21 protein-coding genes are annotated in these 17,473 nt (G+C 30.2%); 6 read left to right on the top strand and 15 right to left on the bottom strand.

Going from position 1 to position 17,473, the window contains the following annotated elements; all coding sequences use genetic code 11:
- Nucleotides 1-8 precede the first annotated feature (8 nt).
- From ACWJJT_RS11765 to ACWJJT_RS11695, 15 genes are all read right to left on the bottom strand, one after another.
- Nucleotides 9-233 (bottom strand): hypothetical protein, encoded by a 225-nt coding sequence (locus tag ACWJJT_RS11765; RefSeq protein ID WP_216302092.1) that lies wholly within the window; start codon nt 231-233, stop codon nt 9-11.
- Entirely contained in the window at nt 234-1,412 is a 1,179-nt protein-coding gene (locus tag ACWJJT_RS11760; protein WP_462954838.1) for an ArsA family ATPase, read from the bottom strand.
- Between the two features lie 83 nt (nt 1,413-1,495).
- The gene (locus ACWJJT_RS11755; protein WP_462954837.1) at nt 1,496-1,984 is read right to left on the bottom strand and encodes a MarR family transcriptional regulator; all 489 of its coding nucleotides are present in this window, start codon (nt 1,982-1,984) and stop codon (nt 1,496-1,498) included.
- 110 nt (nt 1,985-2,094) lie between these two features.
- Complete coding sequence (locus tag ACWJJT_RS11750; RefSeq protein ID WP_462954836.1) at nt 2,095-3,297, bottom strand: BaiN/RdsA family NAD(P)/FAD-dependent oxidoreductase; 1,203 nt, start codon at nt 3,295-3,297, stop codon at nt 2,095-2,097.
- Nucleotides 3,298-3,528: 231 nt separating this feature from the next.
- Complete coding sequence (locus ACWJJT_RS11745; protein WP_462952646.1) at nt 3,529-4,395, bottom strand: phage holin family protein; 867 nt, start codon at nt 4,393-4,395, stop codon at nt 3,529-3,531.
- A gap of 287 nt (nt 4,396-4,682) precedes the next feature.
- Entirely contained in the window at nt 4,683-5,162 is a 480-nt protein-coding gene (rlmH, locus tag ACWJJT_RS11740) for a 23S rRNA (pseudouridine(1915)-N(3))-methyltransferase RlmH (protein WP_462954835.1), read from the bottom strand.
- A gap of 211 nt (nt 5,163-5,373) precedes the next feature.
- Nucleotides 5,374-6,171, bottom strand: coding sequence for an ABC transporter permease subunit (locus ACWJJT_RS11735; RefSeq protein WP_462954834.1), 798 nt, complete (start codon nt 6,169-6,171; stop codon nt 5,374-5,376).
- A gap of 50 nt (nt 6,172-6,221) precedes the next feature.
- Nucleotides 6,222-7,019 carry an ABC transporter permease subunit gene (locus ACWJJT_RS11730; protein ID WP_462954833.1) on the bottom strand — a complete coding sequence of 266 codons (798 nt, stop codon included), beginning with the start codon at nt 7,017-7,019 and terminating at the stop codon, nt 6,222-6,224.
- A 5-nt stretch (nt 7,020-7,024) separates the two neighbouring features.
- A complete protein-coding gene (locus ACWJJT_RS11725) occupies nt 7,025-7,909 on the bottom strand; it encodes an ABC transporter ATP-binding protein (RefSeq protein ID WP_216302107.1) in 885 nt (294 codons plus the stop codon).
- A gap of 41 nt (nt 7,910-7,950) precedes the next feature.
- The gene (locus tag ACWJJT_RS11720; protein WP_462952643.1) at nt 7,951-8,565 is read right to left on the bottom strand and encodes a TetR/AcrR family transcriptional regulator; all 615 of its coding nucleotides are present in this window, start codon (nt 8,563-8,565) and stop codon (nt 7,951-7,953) included.
- Nucleotides 8,566-8,813: 248 nt separating this feature from the next.
- Nucleotides 8,814-9,311 (bottom strand): SEC-C metal-binding domain-containing protein, encoded by a 498-nt coding sequence (locus tag ACWJJT_RS11715; protein ID WP_216302109.1) that lies wholly within the window; start codon nt 9,309-9,311, stop codon nt 8,814-8,816.
- A gap of 125 nt (nt 9,312-9,436) precedes the next feature.
- Entirely contained in the window at nt 9,437-10,000 is a 564-nt protein-coding gene (locus tag ACWJJT_RS11710) for a GerMN domain-containing protein (protein ID WP_216302110.1), read from the bottom strand.
- 274 nt (nt 10,001-10,274) lie between these two features.
- Nucleotides 10,275-11,060, bottom strand: coding sequence for an MBL fold metallo-hydrolase (locus tag ACWJJT_RS11705; RefSeq protein ID WP_462954832.1), 786 nt, complete (start codon nt 11,058-11,060; stop codon nt 10,275-10,277).
- A 25-nt stretch (nt 11,061-11,085) separates the two neighbouring features.
- A complete protein-coding gene (locus ACWJJT_RS11700) occupies nt 11,086-12,342 on the bottom strand; it encodes a UDP-N-acetylglucosamine 1-carboxyvinyltransferase (protein ID WP_165411760.1) in 1,257 nt (418 codons plus the stop codon).
- A gap of 218 nt (nt 12,343-12,560) precedes the next feature.
- Complete coding sequence (locus tag ACWJJT_RS11695; protein ID WP_462954831.1) at nt 12,561-12,722, bottom strand: DUF1540 domain-containing protein; 162 nt, start codon at nt 12,720-12,722, stop codon at nt 12,561-12,563.
- Between the two features lie 247 nt (nt 12,723-12,969).
- Between ACWJJT_RS11695 and ACWJJT_RS11690 the strand changes: the two genes are divergently transcribed.
- The 6 genes from ACWJJT_RS11690 (at nt 12,970) to ACWJJT_RS11665 (ending at nt 17,358) form a co-directional block, all read left to right on the top strand.
- Entirely contained in the window at nt 12,970-13,518 is a 549-nt protein-coding gene (locus ACWJJT_RS11690) for a hypothetical protein (RefSeq protein ID WP_462954830.1), read from the top strand.
- A 38-nt stretch (nt 13,519-13,556) separates the two neighbouring features.
- A complete protein-coding gene (locus ACWJJT_RS11685; protein WP_462954829.1) occupies nt 13,557-14,105 on the top strand; it encodes a 2'-5' RNA ligase family protein in 549 nt (182 codons plus the stop codon).
- Between the two features lie 79 nt (nt 14,106-14,184).
- Nucleotides 14,185-14,670 carry a dUTP diphosphatase gene (locus ACWJJT_RS11680; protein WP_462954828.1) on the top strand — a complete coding sequence of 162 codons (486 nt, stop codon included), beginning with the start codon at nt 14,185-14,187 and terminating at the stop codon, nt 14,668-14,670.
- Between the two features lie 107 nt (nt 14,671-14,777).
- Entirely contained in the window at nt 14,778-15,206 is a 429-nt protein-coding gene (locus tag ACWJJT_RS11675; protein ID WP_462954827.1) for a DMT family transporter, read from the top strand.
- Between the two features lie 76 nt (nt 15,207-15,282).
- Nucleotides 15,283-16,476 carry a S8 family serine peptidase gene (locus ACWJJT_RS11670; RefSeq protein ID WP_462954826.1) on the top strand — a complete coding sequence of 398 codons (1,194 nt, stop codon included), beginning with the start codon at nt 15,283-15,285 and terminating at the stop codon, nt 16,474-16,476.
- 372 nt (nt 16,477-16,848) lie between these two features.
- Nucleotides 16,849-17,358: a ferritin gene (locus ACWJJT_RS11665; protein WP_165411766.1), complete on the top strand. Its 510-nt coding sequence runs from the start codon at nt 16,849-16,851 to the stop codon at nt 17,356-17,358.
- Nucleotides 17,359-17,473: the final 115 nt, after the last annotated feature.

Raw genomic sequence — 17,473 nt, 5'->3', positions numbered from 1 at the left:
CAATTCAATTATAAAAAATCTACTTTAACCTTTTTAATCTCTTGGTTTGCTTCCTCTTCCGCTTTTTCACAACCCTCGTTAATAAGATCCAATCCAATATCCTTAATAAGGATAATTGCTTCCTTCTCAAAGTTATTGATCTTGTGCAAGATTTTTTCTGGCAAAACATCTTTTATAACCTCATATTTAAGTTTTTCTATTCTTATCAATTTTTTAATTATTTCACCATTCATCTAATCCACCTTCTCATCAAAATAAATAGATAGATAATCCTCATTAAAATCAGCTTTACTTATTGAGTACTTTCTCAGTGAATTTGGACAAGGAATATTCCTCTTAAAATTACCTATTTTTATGGATATATCGGAACCAGTTTCATACAGTTCTAAGTCTTTTTTATCTCCAAAGGGCACATAAACTTGAAGCTTATAACCACCCTCAACCTTTTCAAATTTCTCGTTAAAGGTTATTTTTTGAACCTTAAATATATCCTTAACATTCAGAGAATCCACAACTATCCTTTCTAAGCCGCAAATTCCATTAATATCTACCTCATACCATTTAATTTTGAACCTCAGTAAATTCAAAAATACTGAATCTATTTCTTCCATGTACTTTCCTTGAATGCATTTCCACTCATCAAAAAATTCATTACCTATATCCTGGGGTATTATCCTGTTAATATATATTGCATCTACATTAAAATTATAAAGATTTAAATACATGTAATTTCTCTTGGTCTCTTCAATAACCATTTTTTCAGGAATTGTAACCAATCTTATACTGCAACTCTCTCTATCCTTAAATAAGTTTTGAAGATCTGTTAGCATTATATAAAGTTTTTCAATATCATTCATAGCTTGCTTATCAGGCATTTCTATTTTAAATGCTATTTTAGAGATAGGTCTGAGCACTTTCATTGCAACCTTTCCAATGGGAAATAATTTCTCCATGTACCAACTCATAAGCTCTGGAAATTTTAAAAGGGATATGGTCTCTCCTGTGGGTGCACTATCCACAATTATTAGGTCATAAGTACCTTTGTCATATAAATCTTTAATTTTCAAAAGACAAAATAGCTCTTCCATTCCTGGAAACACAACAATATCCTCAAAACTTTCTGCTTGCTCTTCATCTTTAAAAACCATCATTTTTTTAAAAGCAGCTTGAATACTCCCATAATAATTCTCCATTTCATAATTAGGATCAATTTCAAGCCCCCATAAATTTTCCCGTATTTCTGTAGGCTCATTCTTTATTTGTTGCATAAAAATATCACTCAAGTTATGTGCCATATCAGTGCTAACAATTAAAGTTTTTATTCCCTCTATTGAAGCCTTAAGTGCATGAGCTGCTGCGGTGCTTGTTTTACCAACTCCACCTTTTCCAGTAAAAATAATTATTCTTTTCATATCATCCCTCCTAATTTTAATTCTTTAATTGAATAGTTCTTTTAACGAAGTATTTCTTCTTAAAATAACTCAGGTTTACTGAGCTATTCAATAATTATTTTTCTTAATTTTTTAACAGGAATCTCTTCTTTAACTGGATTCTTAATTCCCTTAAAAACTCCCAGTACTTTGTTATAAATACTTAGAGCTGAAGAAATTTCCTCCTCGGTAAGCTTTCCGTAAATCTCAATAAAATATTTAACAATCATAGCCTTTTCCTTCTCAATCACTGCATTAGCAATCTCTGTAAGGGTTATTAAAACTATTCTTCTATCCTCTGCACTTCTTATTCTTTCTACCATTAGCTTTTTTTCTAATCTAGCGATAACCCCTGTGGCAGTATTTAATGGAGCATTTATGTACTCTGCTATTTCCGTCATATTAGCATTCTTTTTTCGATGCAAGAATAATAATGCTAATATTTCATTCTTAGAAAAATCTAAGAATATATCACTCCACTGTTCTGGAAAAAACAAAACCTTAAACTCATCAATATGATTAAAAATAATTTGCTCTATTTTGTTTATATCCATAAACTTCCTCCGAATTAGTTCTTGTTACGAATTATATTTTAATTCTATCACCGAAGTATTTTCTTGTCAATAAAATTGCATGAAAAAGTATTACATGTACCCTTCTGTGCTTAATTGCTTCCCGCTAAGTATCCTGTAGAAAATGCCATTTGAAGATTATATCCACCTGTCTCAGCATCAATATCCATAACTTCTCCTGCAAAATAAAGATTTTTTATAAGTTTTGATTCCATAGTTGAAGCATTTATTTCTTTAACTTTAACTCCACCTGAAGTTACTTGAGCTGCTTTAATCGATAAAGTTTCTCTAACTGTTAGTTTCATTTCCTTCATATAAGTAATTATCTTATTCTCATCAGTCTTCTTTAAGTCATTAATCTTAACCTCTGTTACTCCTAACATATCAAATATTTCTTTCAAGTAATTTTGTGGAAGAATGCCTTTTAAATTATTAAGTACAGTCTTATTTGGATTGCTCCACATAATCTCTGATATTTCCTCCTTAGACTTATTTCTTAAAAAATCTAAAGTAACTTGTACTTCTCCCTCTCCTAAAGCTTTGCTTATATAAGATGAAAGCTTTAACACTGCTGGTCCTGATATTCCAAAATGAGTGAATATCATATCACCAAACTTTTCTATACTCTTCTTTTTAATCTTAGCTGAAACTACAACATCCTTCATTGCAACGCCTTGTAAACTCTTAACAAACTCTTCCTTTATAACTAATGGGATTAATGCTGCGTATAAAGGTGTTATAGTGTGTCCACATTTACTTAATACTTCAAACATAGAACCATCTGAACCAGAACCTGGGTAGCTCTTTCCTCCTGTTGTAACAATTACCTTTTCGCCTAAAATCCGCTTGCCATCATCCGTTACTACACCTTTAATTTGTCCATCTTCAACTATCAACCCTTGAACCTTACTGTTATACATAATCTTAACATTATTTCTTTCTAAATCATTTTTCAGTAATTCTATAACTTCATCGGCCCTATTACTTTTGGTATATATCTTTTGGTCAAGCTCCTCCTTATATTCTAATCCAATTCCTTTAAAGTATTCTAAAAGTTGATTATTTGAAAATGTATAAAGAGCGCTATATAGAAATTTCTTATTACTTACTATCTTATCAAAAAATTCCTCTATATCTCTATTATTTGTAATATTGCATCTGCCTCCACCCGTAAGTTTTAGCTTTGCACCAATTTCTTTGTTTCTTTCTATTAATATAACTTCACTATTTTTTGCTGCACTGATAGCTGCCATGATACCAGCAGGTCCTCCTCCAACAACAATAACTTTTAGCATAATCACACCTCACTAATTTTCATTTTTTAGTCCTTTAATACACTTTTTTAAAATCCTCATAATATTTTTATCGTAAGTTTCACCCTGAAAAATAATGCTTAATACGCTACCTTCTAAAATGCCTTTTAATAATTGTGACTCATCTATAATAATCCCTCCCTTCTATTCTATTTATAGTAGTAATTATACTAATAATAAATCCTAGAATTCAAATGAAGCTAGGATTTATTATTATATCATTTTACGTGCATCAATTATTGTTTGATATAAAGCTATTAGAATACAATCAATAATCTGATCTTTTTTCTCCCCTGTAGTTTTCTCAGAGTAACAAATGATTTTTAGCTTCTCTATGCACTTATCTATTTTAGACTGATGTTCTTGCGATATTTTTTCAATATATTTAATTGGAATTTTCTCTTCTACCCATCTCTTATTCGTATCGTTAATGCCTAACTCTACTAATGATAGTATCTTACAAAACAAAATATCTGGATTATCCTGAATAGTTTCATTTATAAGCATGATTTGATTAATAATAGACTTCCATACATCATATTTAATTTCTAAAAACATCCTCATATATTTATCCTCAAAAGTAGGAATTTGATAATTTACTATATCATCAATATCATCAATAGCAGAGGATTCTTCCTTGTTGTGTTTCGAATCTTCCAACAAATTATTTAATCCTGGTATCTTTAAGGTCTTAATCAATAAAGGTAAAAAATTAGAAGGTATAGGCACTCCGACTAATGTTAGATTTTCTAAAATACTTATACTCTCTGTAATTGCTAGAAAAGCTATAACAATTTGAGATAACATGCTTGTATTTACTATTGGAACTATAATATTCTCTAACAATTTAACTGTAATTATGGAAAGTGTATAAGTGCTAACTTTTTTAGTGAATTTACGTAGTCCCACACTTGAAAACCTTTTATATTTTATAGCAGTATATATTCCTGTAATAGTATCTAAGCTAATAAGCACCAAAAGTATAGTATATGAAGTTTGTATGCTTGTGAATATTTTAGAAAGGATGCCCAATATTCCAGATATTCCATATATTTTTAAAAAAATGTTGTTCTTGTCCATTTTCTCATCTCCATTAATACTAGACAACTATAAACATGGGACAAATAATTAAAACAAATTATTTGTTCCATATAATATATGCAGCATTTAAGAGTACTGGCATAGATATATTTATCCATATTCTAAATAATATTAGTTGGAGATGACAAATGACTGTATACTAATATGAATAAAATGTTGATAAAGTGGAGGTTTCATACTATGGTTGTGGATAACTTTAAGAATACATCTAGCAAGTTCGATAAGCTCGTATTAAGCAAGGTGAACTTCCACAAATAAATTCTACATTACTTATGGTACGGTTCCCCACTTATTATTCTAAACCCTCTATAAACCTGTTCCAATAGCATTACTCTAAATAATTGATGTGGAAAAGTCATCTTTGAAAAGCATAATTTATAATTAGCTCTTTCTAAAACAGCCTTAGATAGTCCCAATGAACCTCCAATAACAAAAGCTATATTACTGTCACCTCTTATACCTAAATCCCTTATATAATTGGACAACTCCACTGAGGATAACGTCTTTCCATTTAGCTCTAGAGCAATTACAAACATATTATCCTTTATGCTTCTTATTATTGCGTCGCCTTCTTTATCTTTTATTATAATCTCTTCTTTTTCAGAGGCATTATCAGGAGTTTTTTCATCACTTAATTCAATTATATTAAGTTTACAATATCTAGATAATCTTTTTGTATATTCATCTATAGCACTTTTTAAATATTTTTCTTTTATTTTTCCTACACAAATTATAGTTATATTCATTTTTAGCTCTCCTTATTTCACTTATATTACATTTTTCATAAATATAATATAAGATTGCATGACATATTTTAAAATTACAAACCAAATCATTACCTGCGCAGCTATCCATCTTCTGAATTCTCATTAAATCATCTCCTGCGGAGCTGGAATGTCGTTAAAAACAAATAACATGGATAAACCCCCATGTTATAACTAAAATTCGAATGGCATTCTATATGCTCAAGTCTCTTTTCTTATAAAACACATATGTGATGCTTATGGTTGCTGAAATAATTATAATTGATAAAACTACAAAACTCAATTGAAAACCACCACCATTAATCAAATTCTTAGCTTCATAATATTTGAATGGTGTAAAGTATTTAAGATTTTTAAATTTACCGCTTAAGTCTATTGCCATAGATAATATATACGTTATTAAAAGAACTGCTGTAGATATTGATGTTGCAGTCTTTGGATTTTCGCTTATTGCAGCTATGGCCGTGCCAATAAACATAAATATAAGCTGCAAAACAAACATTCCGCTCATTAAGATTACTATCTCTGTGGTTACTGCTTCCCCTTTACTGTATTTCCCTACCACAATGATCGAAGAAACCAAAGTAATAATATTAAATATTAAAACATTCACAAAGGCTGCCAATAGTTTTGATGTTATGATTTTATTTCTTGAAATAGGTTTTGAAAGTAGAAACTCTGCAGTTTTATCTCTCTCTTCTTTTGAAATTATATCAGCCCCAAGCATAGCAGCATGAATAGTTGCCATAAGCGCTAAATATAAAAAGAGCATTCCATAATAACCACTAGCCTTTGACAAATCAAAACTACCTATACCAAAGATTGTTTGCATAGATTTTGGCATTTGATCAAATAAATCATTCATTGACTGACCTGAGGCTGATAATGCAACATATTTGCCCATACCAGCAATAACCATAAATAAAATACCAAAAGCCCATATAATAAGCCCTTTTCTATGGGCCCTCATCTCTACAATAAATACATTCATAAACTAACCCCCTCGTATCATTCATTAATAAATATTAAGTGTTAACATATCTAAGCAGCATGAACATCTTTTTTAGAATATATAAAATAGCTGGCAGTAATTGCAAAAGCAATAAATCCTATTCCTATTATACTAAATGAAACCTCATAACTTGAATTTTTCATGATGTAATTTGCGTCAAAATACTTAAAAGGAGTAACGTAACGCATGGCAGCATCTCCCGATGTAGCTGCAAACATACCAATAATGAAAAATGTAAATACAGTACCAAGGGAAATAGGTAGCACCGATTTAATCTTTGGCATCACAACTGAAATTATAATCCCCAAAGCAAGAAACATAATCTGAACGAAAAACAATGTAATAGAAATCATAAAAAATAGCTTGTAACTATAGTCTTTTGTTGAAACAATGGACACCATAATGCTAGAAGCTAACAAGTAGATTATATTAGTAATTACAAGGCAGGTTAATGCAGCCATTAGCTTTGATGTCATAATCGCCCTGCGAGTAACAGGCCTAGTTAAAAGAAAATCTGCTGTTTTTGCGCCAACTTCCTTTGATATAATGGAGGTTCCTAGATCCATAGCTTGAATGGCACCACAAAGTGTTGTATATAAAAACATATAGGAGTAAAACCCTAAAATAGAAGACATACTATCTACAGAGAATCCCATTGCTTTTCTTACCGGCTCTGGAAATCCTTTCATTATTTCTTTAAATGCCTCAGCTTCCTTTGAAAAAGCGGGGAACATTGATAAGAAAAGAATAACAAGTGTTATTAAAGAACAAGTCCATATAATAGTGGATTTCCTATAAGTCTTTAATTCATGAAGAAACATATTCATAGCTTTTAGTCCTCCTTTTCATAGTAATGCATAAAGATCTCTTCGAGGTCTGGCTCTTCAATCCAAAGATTACTTATTTCTATTTCCGAAATCTTTTTCATAATAAAATTAATATTACCACTAAACAAAAAGCTTACTACATTATCCTTTATATCTAAATTGGCGACTCCACTGATTTTAAAATAATTATCATCTATTTTTGATTTTACCTCAATTTTAATTTTTTTATGGTTACTTTCTTGTAATGTACTAATCTTATCAACCTTTATTATTTTCCCCTCTTTAATAATTGCAACACGATTGCATAGCCTCTGGACCTCACTTAAAATATGAGAAGAAAGTAAAATTGTTGCACCTTTTTTGTTCTCCTCCTCAAGAAGCTCAAAGAATTTTTGTTGCATAAGCGGGTCAAGTCCACTAGTGGGCTCATCAAGTATAATAAGTTTAGGTGAGTGTAGCAGGCCTTGAACAATACCCACTTTCTTTTTATTCCCAAAAGATAAATCATCAATTTTCTTATTGAGGTCAAGATCCATTATCTCAGCTAGTTCTGTAATTCTTTTGCTACAATCTTTCTTGTAAAAACTAGCAGAATACTTTAGTAAATCAATAACTTTCATATTATCATAATAAAAAATTTCTGACGGTAAATATCCTATTTCCTTCCTTATCTCAGGACCAAATTCTATACAGTCTTTACCGAAAATTGTAGCACTACCACTAGTAGGATAAATCAGAGATAATAACGTTCTTATCGTTGTTGATTTACCTGCACCGTTAGGTCCAATAAAACCAAAGATTTCTCCTTGTTCAACATTAAAACTTACATTTGTAATACCTCTTGCTTTACCATAACTTTTAGTCAAATTTTTGATTTCAATAGCATTCATTAATAATCCCCCCTGTAATCTTGATACAATTATATTGTTAATTATAGATATTCCTCCTTGTATACTGCATTTTTATAAAAATCATAAATATCAAGTGCCTGTTCATACATTTCGCTCATACTTGAATGATTTTTAACACCTTCGTTCCAGATTCCTTCTGAACACCATCCAATCATTTTATTTAGCTTTTCAATATCCGTGCCATCTTTGAACTTATTTAAATCGATTTTTTCAAACATTTGCTTATACATTTTTTCTTCGATTTTATCATTGATTTCTTTCATTGAGTCAGCAATCTCTGGCATTTTTTCGCAACTCGCTTTAATCACAAATTTATACATATAAGGATATTTTTCTAAAAGAACCATTGTAAAATTCAGACTTTGCGTAAGCATTTTAAAATAATCTTTCTCATCAAAATTAAACTTTTCGTACACTTTTTTCTCCAAAATCTTCATAGCATATTCATATAAAAAAATAAATAATGACTTTTTGTTCTTAAAATATTGAAATAATGAACCTTTGGAAATTTTAGCCTCCGCTGCAATATCGTCTGTTGATGCATGTTTATAGTCCTTTATAGAAAATATATTCGTCCCTGCATTAATAATTCTATTTTGTTTTTCTTCATCCAATTTATAAAAGATCTGATACATAAAAAACTCCTTTCTGATTAGTATAGTCATAATATTACCCCGATGACTGAAAAAAACAACCCCCACAGGAAAGATATTGTTATTTTACCAACAATATCTTCGTTAATTAATATATTTATCCTTTTATTAGAATAGCATCTAATTGATTAAATTATAAAAAAATGCAAAAAAAATAAATAAAACTTACCACAAAAGTGCAAAGTTTTATTTACTACAATTCATATATTGTTTTACATAATTATACTATATTATTTCCCACAGCATTTTTTGTATTTTTTCCCACTTCCGCAGGGGCAAGTGTCATTTCTTCCGATTTTGTCGTTATTGACCACCATTTTGGAATCTCTATAAGCTATTTGAATTTCTCTTCTTTTTTCTTTTGAAAAAATCCCTTCCCATTGTGGAAGTTCATATAAATAATCTGCTTTTGCGTCTAGCATATTGAAATAAAGTTTTTCAAAATCTATTTTGAAATCTACTTTTGTATCACTTTCAGTTTCTTCTAGTTTTATAGGGTCTAAAAGACTATCGTTTATCCCATCAGCAAATCCCATAAAATATATGTTAGATACATCAAAGTATTTTGCAAGCTCGTCCATTGTACCCTTAACTTCATCTTTATGGTTTGATAATAATTTTGTATAGACACGTTTTTCTATTTCCCCATAATCATGCCAAAATGCAGGTTCTCCTTTACGTTTAACATAATCAACCACCATATCTGTCCACTCTTTATATAAACTCATTCTCTATTCTCCTCCGAATCATACTATATTTTGTTATATTACATTATTTTAATAAATATTTCGCTAGCATTCAACATAAAATTGTTAAATCGAATATACTTTCAGAATTTCTTACAACTAACCTATTATTTTTTAATTGGAATTAGGTCCTCTTTACTAAAAGGCTTTGATATATCAAAATTTCCACCTATAGTATCAATATTCCTATTTTCCACTGTTATCTTTACTTTCTTTACAGATGACAATTGAGTTAATGACGCCGATATCCCTTTTAGACAGCTTTTTTCTTTTGTTTCCGTCATATCTATTTTAGCTTCTTTACTTAAATTAACATAAGCAATATTATCTTTAATAGAAAAACTTAATATCCTAGTCTCTTTAGGAAGTATTGGTTTTAGCTCACTTTTTACAGTAGGCCCTTTTACAAGTTCTTGCATAATAGTTTCCCCGATAAGTTCTTCTTTATTAATAAGTCTCTCATCTTTAACTACTCCTACATCAGAACCCTCTTTAGTGCCATCAAAATAAACACCCAATTGGATAAATCCATCTTTTTCTAGGGGCAGGTTTAGATTTTGAAGCTTTTCTTTATTTGTGACACTTTTCTCATCTTTTTTTTCGCACCCATAAAATGACATTGTTGAGCCAACTAGCAATGAACATAATAATATTTTGATTGCTTTTTTCATATTTGACCTCCCTTTAATAATCCACTAAAGTGGCCTAATTAACGACTTCAAAAGGAGATTTATGGCACTCACTAAAGTTTATATTCGTTATATTATGTAACACCTGCTTATAGACGTAAGTGACTTTCCTTCTGAAATGTCGTTAAATCATCACCTGCGGTGCTGCAATATTAACGACTTCAGAAGGAGATTTATACTCCCACTGAAGTTTTCTCTTTGTTATAGTATGGAACTCCCACTTATACAAGTTGGAGACTTCCCTTCTGAAATGTCGTTAAAAGTTGATTACATCACTTGGCATATCTCTTCTAGCTAAATTCAAAGAAATATCCCTACCTATTTCGATATGATTTTCTTTGAGTATATTCACCACTGTTTGATAGGCTAAATCAGGATAATTATTAGTTTTACTCAAATGTCCCAAAATAATATGTTTTTGCTTATCATTCATTATTTCTACTATAGCTTTCCCACATGCATCATTGGATAGATGACCCATATTACTTAATATTCTTCTTTTCAACGGATACGGATAGGGCCCAAATTTCACCATTTCCACATCATGATTACTCTCGAGTAGAATTACATCTGCATCTTTTATCATATTCTTTACTTCATCAGAAAAATAGCCTAAATCTGTAGCTATGCATGCCTTCTTATTACCACTATATAACGCATATCCTATAGGTGCCGCCGCATCATGTGATATATTATAATTTATTATATGCATGTCTTTTATATCCACAGAATTATTATTGATGATTTTTATATTATTTTCTTTTATCTTACCTATCTTGATTTTCATAGCTTCCCAAGTATTCTCATTGGCATATATCGGTACATTATATCTTCTAGAAATAATTCCTGCACCCTTTATGTGGTCAGAATGTTCATGAGTAATAAAAATGCCATCAATATCATTAGGATCTTGATTTATTTCTTTAAGTGCGCTTTCAATGCTTTTACCTGGCATACCAGCGTCAACTAAAATTTTTGTATTTTCTGACGCTACAAATATGCTATTTCCGCTACTTCCACTATATAATGGACAGAATATCATAATTGTCTCCTTTAATTTCAAATTGTTACATAGTAACTCTTTTTATATCCGCCCCTATGCTTCTAAATTTTTCTTCAATATTTGGATATCCTCTATCAATATGCTCTATGCCTAAAATTTCTGTAGTACCTTCTGCTATAAGCCCCGCTATAACCAAAGCTGCTCCCGCTCTTAAATCTGATGCAATAACTACTTTCCCTATAAGTTTATCTACGCCATCTACCGTAGCGACACTTCCTTCAACCTTTATATTAGCGCCCATTTTTTTAAGCTCGTCCACATGCTTAAATCTAGCTTCCCAAATACTTTCATTTATTATGCTCCTACCCTCTGAAACAGATAACAATGTGTTCATTGGTTGTTGGACATCCGTTGGAAATCCAGGATAAGGCAAAGTCTTAATATTTACAGCCTTGAGTCTTCCTTCAGATTTAACAGTAACACTATCTCCACCTTCATGTACATCTGCTCCCATTTCCATAAGCTTTGCTGAAATTGATTCAAGATGTTTTGGAATAACATTATTTATAGTTACTTCCCCACCACAAGCAGCAGCTGCTATCATAAAAGTACCTGCCTCAATTTGATCTGGAATTACACTATAGTTGCATCCTGTTAATTCTTTTACACCTATAATTCTTATAACATCCGTACCTGCCCCTTTAATATTAGCTCCCATAGAGTTTAAAAAGTTAGCTACGTCAACAACATGTGGTTCTTTTGCAGAATTTTCTAAAATAGTTGTACCTTCTGCAAGCGTTGAAGCGGCCATTACATTTATTGTTGCACCTACACTAACAACATCAAAATAAATACTAGTTCCAATTAGTTTATCTGCCTGAATGTTTACAGCACCATTCTCAATAACTACTGTTGCTCCAAGTGCTTCAAACCCTTTTATATGTTGATCTATAGGTCTTACACCTATAGGGCACCCCCCCGGAAGCTCTACCCTAGCCTTTTTAAACCTTGCTAAAAGCGCACCAATCAAATAATAGGAAGCTCTCATTCTTCTTACATCTTCTGTGTTAGCATCAATGCTAGTTATATTTGTACTATCTATAGAAACTGAATTTTTTTCTCTTTTAATTTCACAGCCTAAATTTTCTAATATTCTTTCTATACAATTTACATCTTCTATATTAGGAATATTTTCAATGATACATTTACCCTTACTTGCTATTATAGCTACTGGTAAAATTGCTACTGCTGCATTTTTTGCACCACTTATTTCTACCTGACCAAAAATACGTCGGCCTCCGTTAATTACCAATTTATCCATATTTGTATCATCCTCACTATGCATTATATATTAATTACTTTCATTTTTATACATACAATTGAATTATACCATAATTACATTATATTTTAACATTTTTTTTAAATGTTAGACGATATTATTTTATTAAACACAGAATTTCTTACAATATTTATACTTTGTAAAAAAACAACGTAAAAAATCACCCGTGCTTCCACGGGTGATCTTTACATTGTTTAACTTTATTCTATTGTTTTAAAACTTCCGCAGTCTGTACATTCTGGTGTTTTAGCAACACTTTCATGTTTTACAACTTCAATTTTGTTTAAAGTGCAGTAATTATCATCTTTACAATGATATTCACATTCATTTACGGTACAACCTATACTGTCATTATGCTTCATAAGAAAAGCACCTCCCTTTATTAATTATAAAACTATTGTTAGCATAATCAAAAATAATTATGCTAGCAATACAAAAATATTTGATTGTAACATCTTCATTTTTTCACCTTAATAAATTACAAATGAATCTTCATACATAAATTTACACAGGAAATACAAAACCTAAAAATTATGTTATAATACACTTATAATTTACTCAAAATAATGTTAACCAACATTGGTTATTAATTTTGCTTGGAGGAAACATATGAAATATTTTTTAGTTGCGTTATTTGATGATTTATCTAATTCTACAGTTCAAAATATTCAAAGAGATATCTGTAGAAAATATAAACTATATAAGAGTTCTCCTAATCTTTTTATACCTATAGTTTCAATAATTAATCCTGATTTAGAAAAATTAGATGTTGTTGTTTCTAAAATTCTATCTCCCTATAAAAAATTTAAAGTGGCTATAAATAATAGTATTAGTTTAAACGAAAATTTAAGTCAAGTTAATCTTGATGTTGAAGATAAAGGATATATTTTTCGGCTAGCAAGAAATATTACAGACACTTTAGATTTACATAGTTTTAACGTTAAAAGTGATGATTATAATGTTGATTTAAATATTATATTAGCTAATGCCAATCACCTCATTAAAAAGTCATATAACGGAAGTACAATTTCTATTGATGACACTTTAGATAAGGGTGATTTCCTACAATTTGTAAAGGTTTCTAAACTTGAATTGTGGAAACAGGTTAGTACTAAAAAGGAAATGTTAGTTAAAACTTATGAGCTAAGGGAATATTAAAAACATGAAGTTATATTTTAGGTTTAAGGGGGATGACAATGATTTACTACTTGGTTGGCTTATTTGATAATGTTTCTTATAAATATATAGAATCTATGCAAAAGGCAATCTGTGAAAAGTATAACCTATACAAGTCTGATGCTAATTTACCTATGCTTCATGTAACTCTAGAAATAATAACTAATCCCAATCTTTACGATTTGGATACTGCTTTAAAAAACATTCTTAGGAATTATACTAAATTTGAAGTTGAATTGAATGGCGTAATATGTTTTGACCCTCCCTATAAGTCTGTAAATTTAAATATTGGTAATGAAGGCACTATATATCAATTATCTAAAAATATAAATTCAATTTTAAATTTACATGGGTTTAAGGTTAGAGATGATATTGAAACTTGGAATTTGCATATCTCACTAGCTAATACAACTTTCGCTGATAGAGAATGGTCTAATAGTGAATATTTAGCAGCTTGTGCTTCAGCCAAGGATGAAAATTTCTCAAGAACTATCACAGTGGATACTATCGAGCTTTGGAAACCTATAAATAATAATGATGAAATGGTGATTAAGAAATATATTCTATAAAATATATCATTTGATTTTCTTGCACCTTAATATCGATTAAAATGAATATACATAATTCAGTAAAAAGGCGGTTTCAAATATGAATTTACAAAAATTATTCCAGATGCAAAATACTTTAGACCATAGAATTCAAGTGCAACATAACCTTGAAGGAGTACCCTTATTACAAAAAAAAATACTTTCCCTTCAAGTGGAACTAGGCGAACTCGCGAATGAAACTCGTTGTTTTAAATTTTGGAGTACAAAGAAACCTTCAAGTAACGATGTAATTCTTGAAGAATATGTTGATTGTATACACTTTATTTTAAGCCTCGGAATAGAAAAAAACTTTCAAGATATCACTTTGAATACTAAATGCATTACCGCTGAATTATCTCAGCAGTTTTTAACTGTGTATACAAATATTGCAGATTTTATAATTTGTTCTTCTCTTGATAACTATTTAAATATTTTTCAAAACTTTTTGAGTTTAGGTCAAAATCTAGGATTTTCAGAAGAAGATATTGAAAATGCATATTTCTATAAAAATAAAATTAATCACGAAAGACAGGATAATGGATACTAATTCATATTCAAATATAGTGGAAACCTTTCTTCTGAAATGTTTTCACTATATTTTTTTAATATTACAACACATTCTGGGTAAACTACCCTAGAGGAGTGTGATTGTAATTGGGATTAATATTTTCTATAGTTGCAGGCGTTTGTATGAGTCTTCAAGGTGTTTTTAATACAAGGGTAAGTGAAAAAATTGGACTTTGGGAAACTAACGCATTTGTTCAAGGAACTGGATTCATCGTGACCTTAGTAATACTCCTTATAGTTGGCAATGGTAATATCAAAGCTATAAAAGAAGTAAATAAATTATATTTACTAGGAGGATTCTTAGGCGCTATAATTATATTTTCTGTTATGCAGGGAATAACAAAAATGGGACCAACATGCTCCATTGCAATTATATTAGTTGCTCAGCTACTATCCGCCGGTGTAATTGATAAATTTGGAATGTTCGGAGCTCAGCAAATTAAATTTGCCTTATCTAAGTTTATAGGTATTGGCATAATGATTGTAGGCATAATAATCTTTAAATGGAAATGTTAATAATCTCTTTTTTATTAACATTTTCAAAAAATTTGCATATACTATAATAATGTAACAATACATTTAGGAGGCATACATGTTTTCCTTCAAAAATAAGTTAGATCCCAACTTAAGGTGTGCTTTATTTAGTAGCCTATATGAAAACTATAGGGTGCTAATACATTGCAAATCCCTTGAGACTAAGACCGTTAATAAAATTAAATTTTTAAAATGTGATATTCTACGCCATATCCCCTCGATAAATTGTATTTGTGCTATTTTAACTTCCAGTGCTATATATAGATTACTAGAATATCCCCAAGTAGCATATATAACTTTTGATTCTTATGCACATTTATGTGGTAATAGTATACTCGCGTCTAATGGCGTATCCTTTCAAAATGACTATAGCCTTACTGGAAAGGGCATTGGCGTTGGAATAATTGATAGCGGCGTGTATCCCCATCCTGACTTATTAAATCCTTGTAATAAAATTAGAAAGTTTGTAGACGTTGTTAATAATTTAAACTATCCTTATGATGATAATGGTCACGGCACCTTTATGAGCGGATTAATTTGTGGTAGTGGTTATGGATCTAAGGGTATGTATAAAGGTGTCGCCAAAAATAGCCATATATACATGATTAAAGCCTTTAATAAACTAGGAAAGGGTTTTGTATCTGATATTTTATTTTCATTAGAAACTCTATTAAGCGAAGATAATGACTTTAACCTTAAAATCATTTGCCTTCCTTTTGAAACTTTTGAAACTAATGAATTTGTCCTTTCTTTATTCTCAAAGCTTTTCGACCTTGCAATCTCAAAGGGCATAGTAGTAATCGTTCCTAGTGGTAGCAATAAAAATGTTAAAAGTTCTGTGCGGGGCATAGCTACTCTTAAAAATTGTATAACGGTAGGTGGGTATGATAACATAGGAAGCCCAAAAATATATGAATATTCTTCCTGCGGTCCTTTCCAAAAGCTTGATAAGCCAAATTTGATAGCTGCCTGTGTTAATATTTGCTCTTTGATTTCTGATGCACAATTTATCTCTGAAAAAAATGGTGTGAAGCTTTATCCTACTCGCATCACTAATCTGTATACGACCTACACTGGAACTTCATGCTCTGCGGCTTTTATAAGTGGATTATGTGCACTGCTGTATGAGAACAATATAAATTTATGTTATAAGGATACATTGGCTTTATTAAAGACATCTTCAAGCCTAATAAATTCCCCAAAATATATGCAAGGTTCTGGAATTGTAAACTTAGAAAAATTATTACCTTAAAACATCACCTGCGGAGCTGAAACATTAACGACTTCAGAAGGGGATTTATACTCCCACTGAAGTTTTCTATTTGCTAGGGTATGTAACTCCAGCTTACAAAAGTGGGAGATCTTCCTTCTGAAATGTTTAATGTAATTATATTTTAAAGCCTAATTCCTAATATATATGGCATGTTAGCACAATAACTATACATTCGCTGTATAATTATTGTTTAATAAAAACACATTTGGTGTATAATATAGATATTGTTTAATATTTATAATTAAGTAAAAACAATTATTAACGTCAAACAATAATATTATACTATTGTAAATTTACATTTCCAAGGTCATAATCATTGTTTTAGACCAGAGGAATATGAGGAGGATTATTATGATAAGCGAAAGATTGTTCAATGAACTAAACAAGCAAATGAACTTTGAATTTTATTCTGCACACCTTTATTTAGCTATGTCAGCTTATTGCGCAGCAGAAGATTTTGATGGTTTTTCTAATTTCTTTAAAGTACAAGCTGAAGAAGAAAAATTCCATGCTATGAAATTTTATAATTATATAAATGAAATGAACGGACGCTTAACTTTAGAAGGAATGAGTGAACCTCAAAATGATTATGAAACACTTCTTGATGTTTTTAACATAGCATATGCTCATGAAAAAGTTGTAACTAGTAATATTTATAATCTTACTGACATTGCTACTGAAGAAAAAGAACATGCTACTATAAGCTTACTTAAGTGGTTTATTGATGAGCAAGTTGAGGAAGAATCTAATTTTAATGGCCTTATAAAAAGGCTTGCGAGAATCAACGCTGATCCTACAAGTATTTATATGCTGGATAACGAACTCGCAACTAGGGTTTTTGTACCACCTGTTACTAAATAAAATAGATAAATTCATAAAAGTAACATATATATTTTAAATAGATTTTTAAAGGCACATATCAATATTGATATGCGCCTTTATTAGTTCCATTATACAATACTATAATTTTTTTTTA

This window comes from Clostridium sp. CM041 (genome assembly GCF_055081035.1).
This window is presented reverse-complemented; position numbering and strand designations above follow the sequence as displayed.